The 18162-nt window shown below is 62.9% G+C and carries 23 protein-coding genes; 20 read left to right on the top strand and 3 right to left on the bottom strand.

All coding sequences use genetic code 11. From position 1 onward, the window contains the following. The first annotated feature begins 5 nt into the window (after positions 1-5). The 4 genes from CVE41_RS08415 (at position 6) to CVE41_RS08400 (ending at position 2481) form a co-directional block, all read left to right on the top strand. Positions 6-374 carry a response regulator gene (locus CVE41_RS08415; protein ID WP_090478469.1) on the top strand — a complete coding sequence of 123 codons (369 nt, stop codon included), beginning with the start codon at positions 6-8 and terminating at the stop codon, positions 372-374. A 118-nt stretch (positions 375-492) separates the two neighbouring features. Then, positions 493-735 carry an acyl carrier protein gene (locus CVE41_RS08410; protein ID WP_100260237.1) on the top strand — a complete coding sequence of 81 codons (243 nt, stop codon included), beginning with the start codon at positions 493-495 and terminating at the stop codon, positions 733-735. Next, positions 735-1991: a serine palmitoyltransferase gene (gene spt, locus CVE41_RS08405; protein ID WP_100260236.1), complete on the top strand. Its 1257-nt coding sequence runs from the start codon at positions 735-737 to the stop codon at positions 1989-1991. Before CVE41_RS08410 ends, spt begins: the two co-directional genes overlap by 1 nt. Positions 1992-2049: 58 nt before the next feature. After that, positions 2050-2481: an OsmC family protein gene (locus CVE41_RS08400; RefSeq protein WP_100261452.1), complete on the top strand. Its 432-nt coding sequence runs from the start codon at positions 2050-2052 to the stop codon at positions 2479-2481. 57 nt (positions 2482-2538) lie between these two features. On the opposite strand, the gene CVE41_RS08395 is transcribed toward CVE41_RS08400, so the two are convergent. Further along, positions 2539-3384, bottom strand: coding sequence for a sterol desaturase family protein (locus CVE41_RS08395; protein WP_100260235.1), 846 nt, complete (start codon positions 3382-3384; stop codon positions 2539-2541). 100 nt (positions 3385-3484) lie between these two features. Here CVE41_RS08395 and CVE41_RS08390 point away from each other — a divergent pair, with 100 nt between their 5' ends. Continuing rightward, positions 3485-4120 (top strand): Crp/Fnr family transcriptional regulator, encoded by a 636-nt coding sequence (locus CVE41_RS08390; RefSeq protein ID WP_198507629.1) that lies wholly within the window; start codon positions 3485-3487, stop codon positions 4118-4120. 1 nt (position 4121) lies between these two features. Here CVE41_RS08390 and CVE41_RS08385 read toward each other — a convergent pair whose 3' ends face one another. Beyond that, complete coding sequence (locus tag CVE41_RS08385; RefSeq protein WP_100260233.1) at positions 4122-4760, bottom strand: YqaA family protein; 639 nt, start codon at positions 4758-4760, stop codon at positions 4122-4124. A 214-nt stretch (positions 4761-4974) separates the two neighbouring features. Here CVE41_RS08385 and CVE41_RS14750 point away from each other — a divergent pair, with 214 nt between their 5' ends. From CVE41_RS14750 to CVE41_RS08315, 14 genes are all read left to right on the top strand, one after another. Beyond that, positions 4975-5604, top strand: coding sequence for a hypothetical protein (locus tag CVE41_RS14750; RefSeq protein WP_198507628.1), 630 nt, complete (start codon positions 4975-4977; stop codon positions 5602-5604). Further along, positions 5601-6935 (top strand): DNA-packaging protein, encoded by a 1335-nt coding sequence (locus tag CVE41_RS08375; RefSeq protein ID WP_232725614.1) that lies wholly within the window; start codon positions 5601-5603, stop codon positions 6933-6935. The genes CVE41_RS14750 and CVE41_RS08375 overlap by 4 nt, the downstream gene beginning before the upstream one ends. 14 nt (positions 6936-6949) lie before the next feature. Continuing rightward, entirely contained in the window at positions 6950-8098 is a 1149-nt protein-coding gene (locus CVE41_RS08370; RefSeq protein ID WP_100260232.1) for a phage portal protein, read from the top strand. Beyond that, entirely contained in the window at positions 8098-8406 is a 309-nt protein-coding gene (locus CVE41_RS08365) for a DUF6127 family protein (protein WP_100260231.1), read from the top strand. The genes CVE41_RS08370 and CVE41_RS08365 overlap by 1 nt, the downstream gene beginning before the upstream one ends. Next, entirely contained in the window at positions 8403-8801 is a 399-nt protein-coding gene (locus tag CVE41_RS08360; RefSeq protein ID WP_232725613.1) for an HK97 family phage prohead protease, read from the top strand. The genes CVE41_RS08365 and CVE41_RS08360 overlap by 4 nt, the downstream gene beginning before the upstream one ends. A 75-nt stretch (positions 8802-8876) precedes the next feature. Then, the gene (locus CVE41_RS08355; RefSeq protein WP_100260229.1) at positions 8877-10028 is read left to right on the top strand and encodes a phage major capsid protein; all 1152 of its coding nucleotides are present in this window, start codon (positions 8877-8879) and stop codon (positions 10026-10028) included. Positions 10029-10127: 99 nt separating this feature from the next. After that, on the top strand, positions 10128-10427 hold the full coding sequence (locus CVE41_RS08350) for a head-tail connector protein (RefSeq protein ID WP_100260228.1): 300 nt from the start codon (positions 10128-10130) through the stop codon (positions 10425-10427). Positions 10428-10572: 145 nt separating this feature from the next. Continuing rightward, the gene (locus CVE41_RS08345; protein WP_100260227.1) at positions 10573-10962 is read left to right on the top strand and encodes a DUF3168 domain-containing protein; all 390 of its coding nucleotides are present in this window, start codon (positions 10573-10575) and stop codon (positions 10960-10962) included. 21 nt (positions 10963-10983) lie between these two features. Then, positions 10984-11391, top strand: coding sequence for a phage major tail protein, TP901-1 family (locus CVE41_RS08340; protein WP_100260226.1), 408 nt, complete (start codon positions 10984-10986; stop codon positions 11389-11391). Continuing rightward, positions 11388-11690: a gene transfer agent family protein gene (locus tag CVE41_RS08335; protein ID WP_100260225.1), complete on the top strand. Its 303-nt coding sequence runs from the start codon at positions 11388-11390 to the stop codon at positions 11688-11690. Before CVE41_RS08340 ends, CVE41_RS08335 begins: the two co-directional genes overlap by 4 nt. 1 nt (position 11691) lies before the next feature. Beyond that, a complete protein-coding gene (locus CVE41_RS08330; RefSeq protein WP_100260224.1) occupies positions 11692-11886 on the top strand; it encodes a phage tail assembly chaperone in 195 nt (64 codons plus the stop codon). Further along, positions 11879-12460 carry a tail tape measure protein gene (locus tag CVE41_RS08325; RefSeq protein WP_100260223.1) on the top strand — a complete coding sequence of 194 codons (582 nt, stop codon included), beginning with the start codon at positions 11879-11881 and terminating at the stop codon, positions 12458-12460. The genes CVE41_RS08330 and CVE41_RS08325 overlap by 8 nt, the downstream gene beginning before the upstream one ends. A gap of 11 nt (positions 12461-12471) precedes the next feature. Further along, positions 12472-14784 (top strand): DUF2460 domain-containing protein, encoded by a 2313-nt coding sequence (locus CVE41_RS08320; protein ID WP_100260222.1) that lies wholly within the window; start codon positions 12472-12474, stop codon positions 14782-14784. Beyond that, a complete protein-coding gene (locus CVE41_RS08315; RefSeq protein WP_100260221.1) occupies positions 14781-15596 on the top strand; it encodes a DUF2163 domain-containing protein in 816 nt (271 codons plus the stop codon). The genes CVE41_RS08320 and CVE41_RS08315 overlap by 4 nt, the downstream gene beginning before the upstream one ends. Here the strand turns inward: CVE41_RS08315 and CVE41_RS14610 are convergent. Then, complete coding sequence (locus tag CVE41_RS14610; protein WP_232725612.1) at positions 15566-15928, bottom strand: hypothetical protein; 363 nt, start codon at positions 15926-15928, stop codon at positions 15566-15568. The two genes, CVE41_RS08315 and CVE41_RS14610, sit on opposite strands and share 31 nt — an antisense overlap. 47 nt (positions 15929-15975) lie before the next feature. Here CVE41_RS14610 and CVE41_RS08305 point away from each other — a divergent pair, with 47 nt between their 5' ends. Continuing rightward, positions 15976-18150, top strand: coding sequence for a GTA baseplate fiber-binding domain-containing protein (locus CVE41_RS08305; RefSeq protein WP_100260220.1), 2175 nt, complete (start codon positions 15976-15978; stop codon positions 18148-18150). Positions 18151-18162 lie beyond the last annotated feature (12 nt).

Raw genomic sequence — 18162 nt, 5'->3', positions numbered from 1 at the left:
AGCACGTGGCAAAGAGAATACTCGTTGTCGAGGATAACGACCTCAACCGGAAATTGTTCTGTGACGTGCTGAAAGCGAACGGCCACGAGGTCGTGCCTGTCGCCGATGGCAACAACGTCATTGCCACTGCGCGCAAGTTCGCGCCGGATCTCGTCATAATGGATATCCAGTTGCCCGGCGTGAGCGGGGTCGACCTGATCGCCGAGCTCAAGGACAATGGCGATCTGGCCAAGGTCCCCGTCCTTGCCGTCACCGCTTATGCGGGCAAGGGCGACGAAGAGCGCATCCGCGGCGCAGGCGCGGAGGATTACCTCGCCAAACCGGTTTCCATCGGCCCCTTCATGGCCGCCGTGCGGCGCCTTGTCGGCGAGTGAGATAGCGTCCCCACGCTTGACAAGCGGTGCAGGAAACCGCTTTGCCGCCCATTGATTATCTATTGCAAGCGCCGCGGGTCGCCCCTGCCGCTGTAACATTACAAGGACTGGACCCTTCATGGACCGTGCCGAAGTCGACGCCAAGATTCGCGAAATCGCTGAACCCTTCAACAAGAAGGGCGTCACCATCACCGAAGACACCAGTTTCCAGAACGACCTGGAATTCGACAGCCTGACCGTCATGGATTTCGTCGCCGAAATCGAAGACGAATTCGACATTATCATCACCATGAACCAGCAGGCCGAAATCGAAAAATACGGCCAGCTCGTCGACGCCGTGACCAAGATGCAGGCCGACTGATGAGCGAAGGTATCTCCCAGCCGGACCAGCCGCAGACGCTCGAGGGACACAAGGGCGACAAGGATCTCTTCTCCAAGTTCGACGACATCATCGCGATGCGCCAGGGCCTGCTCGACAGCGGCGTCGAGGACCCATTCAACCTCGTCATGGAAAAAGTCCTCTCGCCGACCCGCGCCATCTGCAACGGGCGCGAGACGATCCTGCTCGGCACCTACAATTACATGGGAATGACCTTCGACCCCGACGTGGTCGAGGCGGGCAAGCAGGCGCTGGCCGATTTCGGTTCGGGCACGACCGGCAGCCGCGTGCTCAATGGCACCTACCAGGGTCACAAGGACGTCGAGGAGGCCTTGAAGGACTTCTATGACATGGACCACGCGATGGTCTTCTCCACCGGCTACCAGGCCAATCTGGGGATCATCAGCACCATCGCGGGCAAGGGCGATTACATCATCCTCGATATCGATAGCCATGCCAGCATCTGGGACGGCTGCGCGATGGGCAATGCCGAGGTCGTACCGTTCAAGCACAACGACATAGAAGCCATGGAAAAGCGCCTCAGGCGCATTCCCGAGGATGCCGGCAAGCTGGTCATCCTCGAAGGTGTCTACTCGATGCTGGGCGATGTCGCTCCGCTCAAGGAAATGGTCGCCGTCGCGAAGAAGTACGGCGCGATGGTTCTGGTCGACGAAGCGCACTCCATGGGCTTCATCGGTGAGCACGGACGCGGCGTGGTAGAAAGCGCCGATGTCATCGACGATGTCGATTTCATCATCGGCACCTTCTCCAAGAGCGTCGGCACGGTCGGCGGTTTCTGCGTTTCCAACCATCCGAAGTTCGAAATCATGCGGCTGGTATGCCGTCCTTACGTGTTCACCGCTTCGCTCCCGCCGAGCGTGGTGGCGACCGCCTGCACCTCGATCCGCAAGCTCATGCACGGTTCGAACAAGCGCGCGCATCTCTGGGAAAATTCCAAGAACCTGCACAAGGGCCTGAAGGACCTGGGCTTCCAGCTCGGTACCGACGAACCGCAGAGCGCGATCATCGCGGTAATCATGCCCGACCTCCAGCAGGGTGCGGCCATGTGGGAAGCGCTCATAAAGAACGGCCTTTACGTCAATCTGGCTCGACCCCCGGCAACGCCTGCGAACATGACCTTGCTGCGCTGTTCGCTTTGCGCCGAACACAGCGAAGAGGAAGTGGGCGAAATTCTCGAAATCTTCGAGAAATCGGGCAAGGCCGTCGGGATAATCTGACCCGGCGGGAACGCGCATCCCCGCCTGCTCGTCTCCTTCAATGAAGGAGAACGATCAGATGAAAACGACCAATAGCGGCAGCGCCACCTACGAAGGCCTGGGAAAAGACGGCAAGGGCCATGTCTCGACCGGCTCGGGCGCGCTTGCGGCACAGCCCTATGGCTTCAACACCCGGTTCGAAGATGCGCCCGGCACCAATCCCGAAGAGCTGGTAGCAGCCGCGCACGCAAGCTGCTTCACCATGGCCCTGTCATTCAAGCTGGCCGAAGCCGGCTTCACCGATGGGCAAGTCGTCACGAGCGCAGAAGTGACTTTGGAGAAGCAGGACGGCGGCTTCACCGTCACGAAATCGGCTCTGTCCACCAAGGGCAAGGTCGAGGGAATGGACCAGGCCAAGTTCGAAGAACTGGCCGCCGATGCGAAGGCCAATTGCCCGATTTCCCGCCTGCTAAATTGCGAAATCACGCTCCAAACTGATTTCGAAGGCTGAGTCCAGCGCTTCGCGAGAAAGGCCGGCCGGGGGTTGCGAACCGGCCGGCCTTTCCCGTCAGGCGACCTTGGCGGCCGCCTCCTCTCCATCCGAAGGTTCCATTTCCCGGTTCTCGGGGAAGATCGGCCACATGAGCTGCTGGCCGAGAGTTGCAGGTGCGAGATTTTCCACGCCGTAGCTCGTGGGGAAACTGCGTGTGATCTTAGCGGTGCCGAACAGGACATCCCAGAAGAACAGCAGATTTCCATAATTGCCCTTGTACTGCACCGCCGGATCGTCGGCATGGCGTCCATGGTGGGCATGGTGCGTGGCGGGCGTCGAAATGGTCCGCTCGACCGCCCACATGACGGGAGAGAGCCACTTGATCTTGTAGAGGGGCTTGTCCCAGGCGACGTCGGAATGCGCACCGGTGATGACCAGTAGCTTCACCACGATATAGCCGGCATAGACCCAGCCAAGGCCGAGGTAAATCAGCAGCCCCGACAGCCAGATGCCCGGCATCATGGCGTAGTAGAATATGTTGTTCCGGTACACGAGCCTCACGCTCATGTATTTCGCGTTATGGTGCGCGCGATGAAGGTTGTAGAGCCAGTGGAAACTGTGGCTCGCACGGTGCCACCAATACTGCATCATGTCGTCCAGGATCAGGAAGAGGCCGATCGCGAGAAAGATATTGATGCCTGACAAGGCGCCTTCCCATTGCGGTGCGATGATGCCTGCCAGTGTGGCCGAGGTGAACAGGACGGCGGGCTGGGTCAGGCCGAGCAACATGACCATGCTGACCGCTTCCACGATTCCGTCGTCGCGGGTCTGTTCGGATTTGCGGAACAGGTTGGTCCGCCACAACTCCAGCAGGGCGAAGCCGAGGTAGATGCAGATGATGGCAATGGTCGAAGCAGGCATGGGTCTCTCCCTTGTCGAATCCGGGCCTAATGTTTACCGAAGCGAAATAATGTCAAATGTTTTACATTCTGACCCGACTCGACGCTCGCTGGTGTCGCCCATGCTGTTCTCCACCTTGGATCCGGCGTTGCAGGCCCACCTCCTGCGCGGCGCGGCAGAGCGGCGTTACGAGGACGGGCAGATCATCCAGCAGCGCGGGGAAACGGCCGACGGCTTCTGGTTGATCGAAGCCGGCGAGGTCATGGTCGGCCAGTTCCTGCGCGAAGGAGATTTCCGTGCCGTGGCGCTTCTCGGCAAAGGCGATTCATACGGCGAACTCGCCGTGTTTTCGCGTCGTCCCCGCATCGTCGATGCCGTATCGCGGGGGAAGAGCAGCCTGCGACATATATCGGCCCACCGGTTTCTGGATGCACTGGGAAATTATCCCGCTTCGATGAGAGCTCTGCTCGGTGCCCTTTCGCACCAGTTGCAGGATACGCTCTCGCTGCTCGCCGGAATGCGGCGCGGGACCAATCCGGCGAGAATGGCGGAGCTGCTTGTCAATCTGGCGGGGGAGGTGCGGCGCGAAGCACGGGTCGAGATCACGCAGCAGGAGCTTGCCGAACTGCTCGGGATCACGCGGGCCACTGCCAATGCCGCGCTCCGCATCCTGCAGCAGGCCAGGCTGATCGAACGTGGCTACGGAACGATAATCGTACGCGACCGTGACCGCTTGATGCAATTCGCGCTGGACTAGTTCAGCGCGCCTCGATGGCGGGCGGGTTGCTGCACACGCCGCCTTCTTCGTCGTCGTTTCCGCCAAGCTGCGTGAGGACCAGCACGCCGCCGACCACCAAGACGACGAAGGCCGTGGTGACGAGGCCCAGGTACTTATCGATGACCTGCTTGATCGGCGCGCCGAAGGCACGGAACAGGATACCGACTGTCATGAAGATCAGGGCGCGGGCGAACAGGCTCGACAGCACGAAGGTGACGAGGTTCATGCCGACGAAACCGGCGGTGATCGTCAGCAGCTTGAACGGGACCGGCGTGGCTCCGGCGATCAGGATCGCTTCGAAGTCGTATTCGCGCAGGTGACAAGCTGCGACCGGGAAAGCCTCGGTCAGGCCGAGCGCGCCGATAAGCCAGACGCCGACCGTATCGTAGAGACCCCAGCCGATCGCATAGCCGAGCAAGGCGCCTGCAACCGACGAAAGGGTAGCGACGATCGCGAACTTCACCGCGTTCTTGGGTTCCGCAAGGCACATAAGGCCGAGCAGCGGATGCGGCGGGATCGGGAAGAAGGACGATTCCACGAAGCAAAAGAATGCCAGCCACCAGACCGCATGCGGGTGCGCGGCCTTGTCCATCGTCCAGTTGTAGAGGCTGCGCAGCATGTCCGTGTGACCCTCGAAATCGAAGCCAGCGACCTAAGCCAGACAGACTGCGTAGGCAAGCGCCACAGCATAACCTATTTGGTTCTTTTTTCTTGACATCGTGACGCTATTTGGCTAGACAAATGAAACATCGCGATAGTGTGATTCACTCGAAAGGGGCGGCCGACAGGTCGCCCTTTTGCGTTTCGTGCTTTCGCCGGATCGGGAGGGAGCCATGGGAAAATCACGATCTTCTGCCCGTCACGCATGGGAAGCCGCGTTCCTCAAGGCATTGCGTGAATACGGAAAGGTCAATGCAGCTGCGCACGCCGCCGGGATAACCACCGGGCCGCCCTATAATCGTCGCAAGGTAAGTGCATCGTTCGATGCGCAATGGAAAGAAGCGCTCGCCGCCTACAACAGAGGGAAATGCAAGCGGGTCCGCAACAGCGAGGACCGCCCCGCCCCGCGCCAGTGGAAACGCGTTTTCCTCGATGCGCTTGCGGAAACGTCCAATGTTGCAGGCTCGGCGAGACAGGCGGGCATCGCCCCGCGCGTGGCCTATCGCACCCGTCGCAGCTGCGACGAGTTCGCCGCCGAATGGCGTGTCGCGCTGTTCGAAGGATATACCAACCTGGAAATGGAAGTGCTGGGATACCTTCGCGATCCGGCGCCTGCCCACAAGATGGATGTCACCGCAGCGCTCCGCCTGCTCGCAGCCCACAAGGAGACAATCGCACAGGAACGCGCAACGCGCGCAAATGTCAGTGCCGCAGAGGTCCGCGCCTCTATCGAACGCAAAGTTGATGAACTGCGCAAGAAGGTCGCCGGGCGCGACATCCAGCCGGAGCGCCCGCACCCATGAGCCGCCCACTGTCGCGCCCCGAAGTCTGGGCGAGGCTCGAGGACGAAGAGCTGGCAGAGCATGTGGACGGCATGAGCGAGGGAGAGCTCGGCGAGTTTGCCCATGATTTCCGCAACCACGCGCATGATGGCCAATTGCCCCCACCCGACGACTGGTACATTTGGCTCGTCATGGCGGGCCGCGGTTTCGGCAAGACGCGCGCCGGGTCCGAATGGGTGCGCAGTATTGCCGACCGCGATCCACAGGCGAGGATTGCGCTGGTCGCGGCCAGTCTCGGTGAAGCGCGCGCCGTCATGGTCGAGGGCGAGAGCGGGATCATCGCCTGCTGTGCGCCCGACAAGAGGCCGACCTTCGAACCCTCGCTGCGGCGGATCAGCTGGCCCAACGGAGCTATGGCCACGCTCTATTCGGCTGCGGAACCCGAAGCCTTGCGCGGCCCGCAACATAGCCACGCCTGGTGCGACGAGGTGGCCAAGTGGTCGAACGGTCACGAGCGTGCGACGCGCAGCTGGGACAACCTTCTGCTCGGGCTGAGGCTCGGTCGGGACCAGCGTATCATGGCGACGACCACACCGCGCGCCGTGCCGCTCTTGCGCCGCCTGCTCGATGAAAAGCGCACGCAGGGGCTGGTGCTGACCAGTGGCACCACGAGAGACAATGCGGCCAATCTGCCGACCAAGTTCCTTGCCGCGATGGATGCCGAATTCGGCAATAGCGCGCTGGGCCTGCAGGAGCTCGACGGGATGCTCCTCGATGATATCGAAGGCGCTTTGTGGAGCCGCGCGCTGCTCGAGCGTTGCCGGAACGACGCGCTGGGCGATCCGCCGCTGCGCATCGTGATCGGCGTAGACCCGCCCGCTACTTCGCGCGGCGATGAATGCGGGATCGTGGTTTGCGGGCTTGGGGCTGGCGGGACCGCACAGGTGTTGGCCGACTGCTCGGTCGAGAAGCCCTCACCAGAACGCTGGGCACGGGCCGTCGCACAGGCTGCGCTGGTCTGGAATGCCGACCGCATCGTGGCCGAAGCCAACCAGGGCGGCGACATGGTGGCGAGCGTATTGCGCGCCGCCGACTTGGCGCTGCCGCTGAAGCTCGTTCACGCCAGCCGCGGCAAGTCTGCCCGCGCGGAGCCTGTCGCCGCGCTCTACGAAAGCGGGCGCGTGGTGCACGCCGGGATGTTCGCAAGACTCGAAGACCAGCTGTGCGGGATCATGGCCGGCGGCACCTACGAAGGCCCCGGCAACAGCCCCGACCGCGCCGATGCACTGGTATGGGCGCTCAGCGAACTGATGCTGGGCAAGAATACTCGACCCCGAATTCGAAACATCTGACCCAAGGAAAACCCATGTCCTTCCTCACCAGTCTCGCCTCCGCCTTCAAGGGCGGGGGACAAACCGCCGTGCCGATCGCGCGCAGCATCGTCTCGCCCTGGGCGACAGCCTTCGACGGCGGCGGCGCTACAGCGTTCGATTACCGGCAAGCGGTGGCCGACGCCTATCTGGCCAATCCGGTCGCCCAGCGCGCGGTGCGGATCGTGGCCGAAAGCGTGGGCCACGCGCCGATCGTGTGCGCGGACGAAAGGTTGGCGAAACTCTTCGCCTGCTCCTGCGCATCGCAGCCCTTGTTCGAAGTGCTGGCGGCCCAGCTTGCGCTTCACGGCAATGCCTATGTGCAGGTCCTGAAGGACGGTGCAGGCGTGCCCGTCGAACTGTTCCCGCTACGCCCCGAGCGGGTGCAGGTGGTTGCGGGAGAGGACGGGTGGCCGGCCGCCTATCGCTATATCCTCGCCGACCGCACGATCACGCTGCCGCGCGAGGACGTGAACGGATGGTCCAATGTCATCCACCTCAAGGGCTTTCACCCGACCGACGATCACTATGGTGCGGGATGCCTTGCCGCCGCGGCACCGGCCGTCGCGATCCACAATGCGGCGAGCGAGTGGAATCGCATGCTGCTCGCCAACGCGGCGCGGCCTTCGGGCGCGCTGGTCTACGATGGCGGGGATGCTGCCGGCCTGACTGCGGAGCAATTCGACAGGCTGAAGACGGAATTGCAGGCGGCGTTTCAGGGGCAGGCCAATGCGGGGCGGCCGATGCTGCTCGAGGGCGGGCTCGACTGGAAGGCGATGAGCCTGTCGCCCGCCGACATGGATTTTGCGACGCTCAAGTCGGCGGCTGCGCGCGATATCGCCCTTGCCTTCGGCGTGCCGCCCATGCTGCTCGGCCTGCCGGGAGACAACACCTATTCCAATTACCGCGAGGCCAATCGCGCGCTCTGGCGCCTCACGTTGCTGCCACTCGCGAACATGATCTGCGCCGGATTGCACAGCGGCCTTTCCGACTGGTTCGACGAGGCTGCGCGGGTCGATCTCGACCGCGTGCCCGCACTTTCCGAAGACCGCGAGAAGCTGTGGGCTCAGGTCAGCGGAGCCGATTTCCTCAGCCAGGCCGAAAAGCGCGAAATGCTCGGCCTGCCAGCCATGGAGGGCGAATAATGACCCGTGAAGACATGCTAGCGCGCCTGATCGCGCAGGCCAGCACCGAGGGCAGCGAGCTGGTGACCCTGCGCGCGATCGTCGAGGAATCGAGCGAACTGGGTGCCAAGCGGGTGCTCGACCGCCTCGGTCTCGGCGATCCCGGCGCGCAGGACGACCTCGACGAGCTGCGCGAACTGCTCTCCGCCTGGCGAGATGCCAAGGCGAGCGCGTGGAAGGCGGCAATCGAATGGCTGGTGCGGGGTATCCTCGCACTGTTGCTGGTCGGTATCGCCGTGCGCCTCGGCGCGGGCGAAATGCTGACGTGAGCGCGCTCAAGATCGCAGGCTATGCCGCCCTGTTCGACAAGCCCGACGGAATCAGCGACACGATCCTGCCCGGCGCCTTTCGGGACACGTTGCGCCAGCGCCGCGACCCGCTTCCGCTCTATTGGCAGCACCGCCCCGACCAGCGCATCGGCTGGGTCGAGCAGGCCGGCGAGGACGAGCATGGCCTGCGCATCATCGCCACAATCGACAATCCCGGCAGCCGCGCCGCGAAGATGCTGCGCGAGCGTGCGGTGAGCGGGCTCAGCTTCGGATACCGTGCGAGGGCCTATCGCCGCACGGATCAGGGGCGCGAACTGGCCCTTGTCGATTTGTTCGAAGTGAGTGTCGTGACCCACCCCCTCCAGCCCGAAGCCCGCATCCACCTCACCACCTGACCCCTGCCAGACCAACACCCCCCTCGCCGCCTTCCGGGCGGCTTTTTTGTGCCCCGTGAAGAAAGAGGAATTTCAATGGATACTCCCACCACTCCCACCGACATCGCCAGCGACCAGGCCGAAGCCAGCTTCGACATCGTCGCCCGCCAGGACAAGACCGAGACCGACGTGGCCGCGCTGCGCAGCGATGTCGACGAAGTCAAAGCACGCGTCGACAAGATCGGCCGCGCCGCCGCCCGCCCTGCCCTTGCCGGAAACACCGACCACGCTCCCGAGGTGAAAGGCTTCGTCGATGGCTATCTGCGCCGCGGCTCGACCAGCGAAGTGAAGTCGATCAGCGGCGCAATCGCCAGCGACGGCGGCTATGCCGTTCCGCGCCAGATCGATGCGATGATCGCCCGCGAATTGCAGGAGATCAGCCCGATCCGTGCCATCGCGCAGGTCGTGCAGACCGGAAGCGCGGGTTATCGCAAGCTCGTTTCCACCGGCGGCACCGCGTCCGGCTGGGTCAGCGAAACGACCGCCCGCCCGGAAACCGACACGCCGAGTTTCAGCGAAATCGCCCCGCCGACGGGTGAGCTTTATGCCAATCCGGCAGCCAGCCAGGCGATGCTCGACGATGCAGGCTTCGACCTTGAAAGCTGGCTTGCCAGCGAGATCGCGATGGAATTCGCCCGGGCGGAAGGCGCTGCATTCGTGAACGGTACAGGCTCGGACCAGCCCAAGGGTTTCCTTTCGGCGCCGGTGTCGACGGCCGAAGACGGCGTGCGTGCTTTCGGCTCGCTGCAATATGTCGGTTCGGGCGATGCAGACGGGTTCGACACCAATCCCGACGCGAAGCTCATCGATCTCGTCCACACGATGAAAGCCGGCCATCGCCAGGGCGCAAGCTTCGTGATGAATTCGGCGACGCTCGCAGAAGTCCGCAAGCTCAAGACCGCCGATGGTGCATTCCTGTGGCAGCCGGGCCTGGTCGAAGGCCAGCCCGATCGCCTGCTCGGCTATCCGGTGGTCGAAGCGGAAGACATGCCGGACATCGCCGCCGGCACCTTCCCGATCGCTTTCGGCAACTTCCGCCACGGCTACCTGATCGCCGAACGCAGCGCGACGCAGGTCCTGCGCGATCCGTTCACCAACAAGCCCTTCGTCCACTTCTACGCCACCAAGCGCGTGGGCGGCCAGGTGCTGGATTCGAACGCCATCAAGCTCCTCAAGATCGAGCTTTAACCGGAGCGCGCGGGGCTACCCCTTCCCCGTCACTCCTGCCCGCGCCGCTTCCCCCTGGCGGCGCGGGCACCCCTCGCTTCTTGCACCAGGACACCAATAATGCAGACCGACCTGTCAGGTCAGCCGCTCGACGAGCTCAAGCAGTGGCTGGCGATCAGCACAAATGAAGACGATGCGCTGCTCATCCGCTTGCTGGAGGCTGCATGGCAGGTCTGCCGGCAGTTTACGGGCATGACCGCGACCAGTTGGGACGAGGCGGAAGACGGCCTGCGTCATGGCATCGTGCGTCACGCCGCCCACCAGTATCGCGAGCGCGATGCGGGTCTCGACGGTGGCAGTTATCCACCTGCGGCGGTCGCTGCGCTGTGGCGTCCGTGGCGCACACTGCGCCTGTCGTGACCGGCTTCGAGGCATTCGCAGCGAAGTTGGAGCGTTACGCAAGAACACTCGTCCATCGGCGGCACAGGACAAGCCGCGACGACGCTGGCGCTGACTGGCGCGACCCGCGCGCGCTCTGGCCGAATTTCACTCGGAGTAATCGATAATGGAAAGCGCCCTCAGGATCGCGCTGGTGGAAGCCCTGCGCGCCGATGCGCAACTCGCCCCGTTGATCAACGCTGTAGTCGAGGAAGGGCCCTCTGCAGCACCGCCGCCCACGCTTGCGATCGTCGCCAGCGCAGCCGCCGACTGGTCGAGCAAGACCTCGTCCGGCCGCGAAATCCGCATTGCCATCGAACTGACGACACGGGGCAGTGATCCTGCCCCGGCAGCCACCATCGCAGAGCGGATCGAACAGTGCATCGCCACCCTCGCACCGCAGCAACGCGGCTTCCGGCTCGTGACAACCCGCTTCCTTCACAGCCGGACGGAACGCCGTGCCCGCGCAATCCGCGCCATCCTTCTCGAATACGCTTTCCGCGTAATCGCTGAGTAAACTCTTGTCGGAGACAACCCAATGACTGCCCAGAAAGGCTCCGCCTTCCTCCTCAAGATCGGCGATGGAGGAAATCCCGTCGCCTACGAAACCGTGGCCGGTCTGCGGACTACGCAGATGACCATCAACGGCGACAGCGTCGTTGTTACCCACAAGGACAGCGGTGGCTGGCGCGAATTCCTGTCCGGCGCAGGCGTTCGCTCTGTGTCGGTCAGCGCGTCGGGGATTTTCCTCGGCTCCGGTGCCGAGGCGACCGTCCGAGCGAATGCGCTGGATGGAACACTCGACGACTACGAGCTGTCGTTCGAAGACGGCGAGAGAATGCGTGGTCGCTTCCTTGTCCAGCGCCTCGATTATGCCGGGGATTTCAATGGCGAGCGCACTTACACGCTCCAGCTCGAAAGCTCGGGCGAGGTGGTGAGTGCATGAGCAATCATGCCCGCGGCGAAGCTTCGATCCATGTGAATGGACGCGAAATCGTCCTCAGGCCGACCTTCGATGCCCTGGTGAAGGCGGAAGCGGAAATCGGATCTCTCTTTGCGCTTGTGGAACGGGCCGGCGAAGGACGCCTGACGCTGACCGAAATCGCCGCCCTTTTCTGGTTCTGCAGTGCCCGACCGGGCTCCGTCACGCGTGACGAGGTGGGCGAGGCCGTGGTGGGAATGGGTCTGTCCGGGGCGGCGGTGCCCCTAAAGATTCTGCTCGGCCAGGTGCTGCGCGGTCGCTGACGTGTTTGACAGCTTTGCCGATGGAGCCTTGCTGCTGGCGGGCCACGCGGCGCGTGCCCTCGGCTGGCCCCCCGACATTTTCTGGAATGCCACGCCAGCGGAACTCGCGGCCTGCCTCGCTTCGAACGATGATGCCCGAACACCCCCAAGCCGCGACGAGATCGCGGCGCTGATCGAAAGGGATCGCAATGGATGACGATTTTGAGGACCTGGTGGTGGCTGTCCGCGCCGACACATCGGCTTTTGCCCGGGATGTCGCGCAGATGAAGCGCGATTTCGACAGCACGCTTGTCGACGGGTTCGACAGCGCCGGCAAGGTCCTCGAGCGCGGCCTGATGCGTGCGCTTCGCAGTGGCAAGCTTGGCTTCGAGGATCTCGGCAGGATGGCCTTGCAGGTCATGGACCAGATCGCAAGCAAGGCTCTTGGCGCAGGGATGGACGCCCTGTTTGCAGGCCTCGGGGGCGGCAATGGCACGGGTGGTGGTGCAGGCCTGCTATCCGGCCTGCTGGGCAGTCTCGGCCTGCCAGGACGCGCGACCGGCGGCAGCGTGTCGCCCGCTCGCCCTTATCTGGTCGGCGAACGGGGACCGGAACTGTTCGTGCCGACGAGCGCCGGGAACGTCGAGCCCAATCACCGTCTCGGCAGCGCCCAAACCAATGTGCGCGTTGCAATTAATCTCGCCCAGCCGCGTGGATCCAGCACGCCGGCTGCGCTGCAGCGATCTTCGCGACAGGTCGCCAGCGCCGTTCGGCGTGCTCTGCAGAACTGAAGGAGGCGACAATGGCATTCTGGCTCGCCAAGGAACGAACCGACCAGCACAAAGACTGGATCCAACGGTTCGACCCACGCTTCTGGACCATCAACTTCCCGCGCCCAATGATGGCCAGCGTGGTCAGGACCGCTCCCGATGCATTGCGCGTCGATTGCGAGTTCCTGCATGAAGGTGAACTTGCAGGGCTGATCTGGGAAAGCGAGGATCTGCTCGACCATCCCCTCCTCGCCTACAAGACAGAGCGCGATTACTCCCATTGTGTCCTGCGATTTCGATGGCAGGGCGCAGGCGTACTACCCCTCGATGCGCCTCATGGCCCGACCCTCACCATCGAGGGCCGTGATGCTTCCGGGCAGGCGCGGAGCTGGTACGTGCGCTTGTGGAACTATGCCACCGGGACGCCGCAAGACGCGCGGATCGAGCTGAGGTTCTCCGATTTGCAGGCAGGCTGGTCGCTTCCCGGCGAGATCGTGTGGCCCAAGGACATCGACCTGATGTTCATCTCCCTGGCACCGATCGGTTACGTGCAGGGCAGTAGCCAGCCGCTCGCGGAGAAAATTGCCGGCTCCGTTTCGATCAGCGAGCTGATGGCAGAGGGCGAGCGCGCAGTCATCGAGATCGGCGACATTATCGCCCCTCCGCATGAAGAACAGATCGCGACGGCCTATGACGACAGTTACCACCAGACCCCCTCGCGCATCCTGCGTACTGCCGAGAACCTCGGCTATCGGGGAAGGATCGTTCACTATGTCGGAATGAGCCATTTCATGTCGCTGGTCGCGTCGGGAAATTCCCAGCTGGCGGACCCGGCAGGAGAACTGGCAGTTCCTGCAAGGCGCTGGCACGAATCCTTTTTCGCCGAGGCGATAGCCATGGATTTCGCGCCGATCGTTTCGCTCAGCTTCGAACTATTCGATGCTTATTGCCCGCCGGAATGGAAGCAGCGCGCTCATGACGGAGGCGAGGCCCTGACTGGCTGGGAGCCTCCTTCGACGCTCCTGTCTCCGGCCAATCCGGAGGCCATGCAGTTCCTGCAGGGCGTGGCGACACGCTTCGTTGCCATGCTTAGCTCTGCAGGAGGCGATGCCCTGTTCCAGATCGGCGAACCATGGTGGTGGGTGCGACCCTCCGACAGGGCTCCATGCCTCTACGATCCGCTTGCCCTCGCTTCGCTGCCGTCCGGTGCGGACGCCATCACGGATATGCGCGACCCGATGAATAGCGCCCAGACGAGCTATCTCGATGCGGCAGGTGCCCTGCTTGCGCAAGCTACCACGGACCTTGCCCAGGCAGTCAGGGACGCTGGGCCCTCTTCGGCCGAGATATTGCTGCTTACGTTCACGCCTACCGTCCTAGATCCGGAAATGCCGGAACTGCACCGCGCGTGTCTGCCGACCGGCTGGGCGGCTCCGGCGTTCGACCGGTTGCAGCTCGAAGATTACGACTGGTTGACGAGCGGCCGCGATGCCTTGCGCCGGTCGGCTTACGCATTCGTCGACCAGAAGCTCGCCTACCCCCAAACCGCTACGGATTACCTATCCGGCTTCGTGCTCGACCCGGCCGATGCCGAGCGCGCCTGGCCCGCTATCGATGCCTGCCTCGATGAAGCACGCGAGCGCGGGGTCGAACAGCGTTTCGTGTGGGCGCTGCCACAGATCGCGCGCGACGGTTACGTTCGCCTTCCAAATCACGAGGACACTGACATGCAAGCCTTCGACGATGTCCATTTCCCGCTCGCCCTGGGGCGCGAGACCCGGATCAGCCCGGAATTCTCCACTACGGTTGCGGTCACGTCCTCGGGCCATGAACGCCGCAATGCCCTGTGGTCCGACGCCCGCATGCAATATGATGTCGGCCCGGGCGTTCGCTCGCAGAAGGAGCTCGCCACCCTGATCAATTTCTTCCGCGCGAGATACGGCCCTGCTCGCGGTTTTCGGCTGCGCGATCCCTATGATTTCAGCTCGCGCGACGGCGATGGCGAGCCGACAATGACCGACGAACTCCTGGGCGTCGGCGACGGTATCCAGGCGTCATTCCAATTGAAGCGCAATTATGACGGCCAAGAGCGGCCCATTACCAGGCCGGTAGATGGCTCTATCCTAGTCAGCGTCGACAACAGTCCCGCCAGCGGCTGGAGCCACGTGGGCATGGGCGAAATCCGCTTCGAGACTCCGCCCGCCGATGGTGCCCAAGTGAGGGCCGGGTTTCAGTTCGACGTCCCTGTCCGGTTCGCGGAAGATCGCATCGACATTTCCGGCGCCACATTCGCAGCAGGCGAGGCGCCTTCCGTGCCGCTCATCGAGATACGGGAGGGGGCATGACCCGCGTATTTTTCGATCGCGAGCTCGATACCGTCGCCGCGTACTGGCGCATTTACCGCAAGGACGGCGCTGCCCTGGCTTTCACCACCCACGATCGCGACCTGTATTTCTCGGGAATCCGGCACCGCAGCGCTCCGGCACTGCTACCTTCTTCCGTGCGGCGGACCATCGATCTGTCGGACGACGAAGCAGAAGTCCACGGTGCGTTGAGCCACGATACGATCCGGACCGAAGACATCGCCACGGGCCGCTTCGACGGTGCGCGAATCGAAACCGGAGTGGTTGATTGGGAAACGCTCGAAAATGCGCGTCTCTACATCGGTTCGATAGACGCCCTTGCAAGGGAAGACGGCCAGTTCAAAGCCCAGTTGAGTTCGATCAAACGCCAGCTCGATAAGGACCCGGTCCCCCGCTCCAGCCCCACTTGCAGGGCGCGGTTTTGCGGGCACGGATGCACGTTGCCGTCATCACGCTTCGAGGTTCGACGGGTCGCAACAGCTATCGACTACACATCGGACGCCGTCCGGTTCGATCTGGCCGAACCGTCGAATTACCTGGCGGGAAAACTGCGCTGGCTGGACGGACCTCAAGCCGGAATAGAAGCGACTATCATCGATTACTCGGGGCAAGACCTGGTTCTGGACCGACCGATCGCCGAGGGTCAGCAAGCCGGTCACCGGGCGATCCTGAGAGAAGGCTGCAACGGAACGATCGCTGCGTGTGCGGACAGGTTCGGCAATGCAATCAACTTCCAGGGCGAACCATTCCTGCCCGGAAATGATCACCTGACCCAATATCCGCAGCCGCGATGAACCGCTTGTCTGCACGCTTCGCTTGCGAAGTACAGGCGCTGGTCGGTGTACCTTTCCGCCTTTTCGGTAGGGACCCTGAAACCGGTGTCGACTGCATCGGGCTGGAACTCCCTCACTCGTATCGCCTTAGAAACGCGGACATATCCCCTTTCGTGGCCTTCGCCGACCGGCTGGGGCTCGAGCGGGCGCAAGGGCGCCCAATCGGAGGCGATATCCAGCTTGTCGAAATTGGGCCCACCCAGTTTCACGTAGTTACGCTCAACCCCATGCGACAATTCGTCCACGCCCACGCGGGTTTGCGCCGCGTCGTTTGTCAGAGCGCGGTGCCGCAATGGCCTAGGCGTGCGCATTGGCGCATTCCAGATACCTTGGAGGAAATATGGCCACTCTCGTCCTGACCGCCGCAGGCAGCGTATTCGGTCCTATCGGGGGAGCGATCGGTGCCGTTGTCGGCCGAACCATCGATGGACAGCTTTTCAAGCCAGGATCCAAGGAAGGACCTCGGCTGAAGGAGCTTTCGGTATCGGCATCCAGCTATGGCACACCGATTGCCGGCCAATATGGTGCGACCCGATCGGCAGGAACCATCTTCTGGTCGACCGACCTGCAGGAAAATTCCTCAATCCAAGGCGGAGGCAAGGGGAAACCGGAAAGCACCAGTTACAGCTATTCGGTCAGCCTCGCCATCGCCCTCTCCAGTCTGCCGATCGATGGCGTCGGCCGCATCTGGGCCGACGGCAATTTGCTGAGAGGTTCTGCAGGCGATCTGAAGTCCGGGGGAACGCTGCGCATTCACAAGGGACACGGGGATCAGGACAAAGACCCGCTTCTCGAGGCAGTCCTGGGATCGAAGTGCCCGGCCCATCGCGGCCTCGCTTATGTTGTGTTCGAAGATCTCGACCTGACCGATTTCGGCAACCGCATCCCTGCGCTCAGCTTTGAAGTCTTCGCGGGCGAAGGAGGCCGTTTCCTTTGGCAGTTGCTCCGCGACAGTGCCGCCGAAGTCGATGGCGATACCGAATTTCCCGAGCTTCTCGGTTTCAGCCACGAACAGGGCAGTTATCGCGATATTATCTCGCTGGTCGATCGGTTGAAGCCCATACACCCCGTGATTGGGGACGCTACTTTCGAAATTCGTTCGTCCGCGATTTCCGAGGCTCAGATCCCGAAACTCCCGGCTCCATCGGCGTGGGACGATGCGGAATTCGCACCCCGCTCGGGCAATGCATCAGCGCGGCAAGACACGCGCCAAGCCGGCTTTTCGGCTTTACGATACTATGACGCAAACCGAGACTACCAACCCGGGCTTCAGCAAACCGACGCATCGCAGAGCGACTGGAATGTTTTCGAGTTTCCGGGCGTCATGGCTGCTGAGAAGGCAAAGCAGGTCGCGATTACCGCGAATAGACTGTCGGGGTTCATGGCCGAGACCTTGGCATATCGGATCGCCGAGCTCGACCCGAAGATTGCGCCTGGAACGATCGTCAGTGTGCCTGGGCGTTCCGGACTCTGGCTGGTCACGAGCTGGGAGTGGCGCGAACGGGGCGTGGAGTTGCAGCTGGCACGATATCGAAGCGGTGCGGCAGGAGCGCAGCCAGCAGACTCGGGCGATCCATGGCGCCCGCTCGATCGCCTTGGTGCAGAGACGTCGCTGCGTGTTTTCGAGCTGCCTTGGGACGGGACCGGATCCGCTTCCGAGCGCGTGGCGTTTGCGGCAATCGGGGCATCATCGGGTCGGTGGTCGGGTGCAAGGCTTTTCACCCAGATCGCTGGCGGTCTCGACGACACGGGTCTTTCGGCCACCCGGCGTGCCGCAAATGGCAAGTTGCATACACCGTTGCCGCCTTCATCCGGACTGCGTTTCGAATCCGCTTCGCAGTGCGAGGTGGTGCTCGAAGACGCGGCGCAAAGATTGCGCGATACGGATATCGAGGGGATAGCCTCGGGGGCCAACCGCATCCTGATCGGGACGGAGATAATCCAGTTTCTGTCTTCGGTGTCCCTCGGAGGAGGCCGGTGGAGGCTTACCGGCCTCTTGCGTGGCCGGGGTGGAACCGAACTCGATGCATCAGCAGGTCACCAGCCCGGCTCCGACGTGACCCTCTTGGACGACAAGCTCATCAGGCTGACCTCTGCAGTTCTCTCGGCAGCCGGTTCGACTTTCTACGCTTTTGGGATCACCGACGATCAACCCGCTCGCGCTCAGATCGAGGGCGCCAACGCGTCGCTCAGGCCACTTTCACCTGTTCACGGCATAAGCGGGACTGATGCTTTCGGATCTGTCGAACTCGAATGGACCCGCCGAGCAAGGGGCGGCTGGACCTGGCTCGATGAAGTCGAACAACCACTTGTCGAACAAACCGAAGCATACGAGGTCGGGCTTGGGCCAGAACAGTCCCCCTATGTCATCTGGACTACGGGTCAGCCACGTTACGCAATTCCGGCCGAAGAGGTCGACGACCTTCGCCTCCAGTTCCCCGAAGAGCCGATTTGGGTGCGGCAATGCGGCAGCCATGCCAAGTCGCGCGCCCTCCGGCTGCGGGATGCCCTTTAGTCCGAACCAACA

Source organism: Qipengyuania seohaensis, from assembly GCF_002795865.1.
Lineage (GTDB): Bacteria > Pseudomonadota > Alphaproteobacteria > Sphingomonadales > Sphingomonadaceae > Qipengyuania > Qipengyuania seohaensis.
The sequence above is the reverse complement of the archived record's forward strand: the minus strand, read 5'-3'. Positions and strand labels throughout refer to the sequence as shown.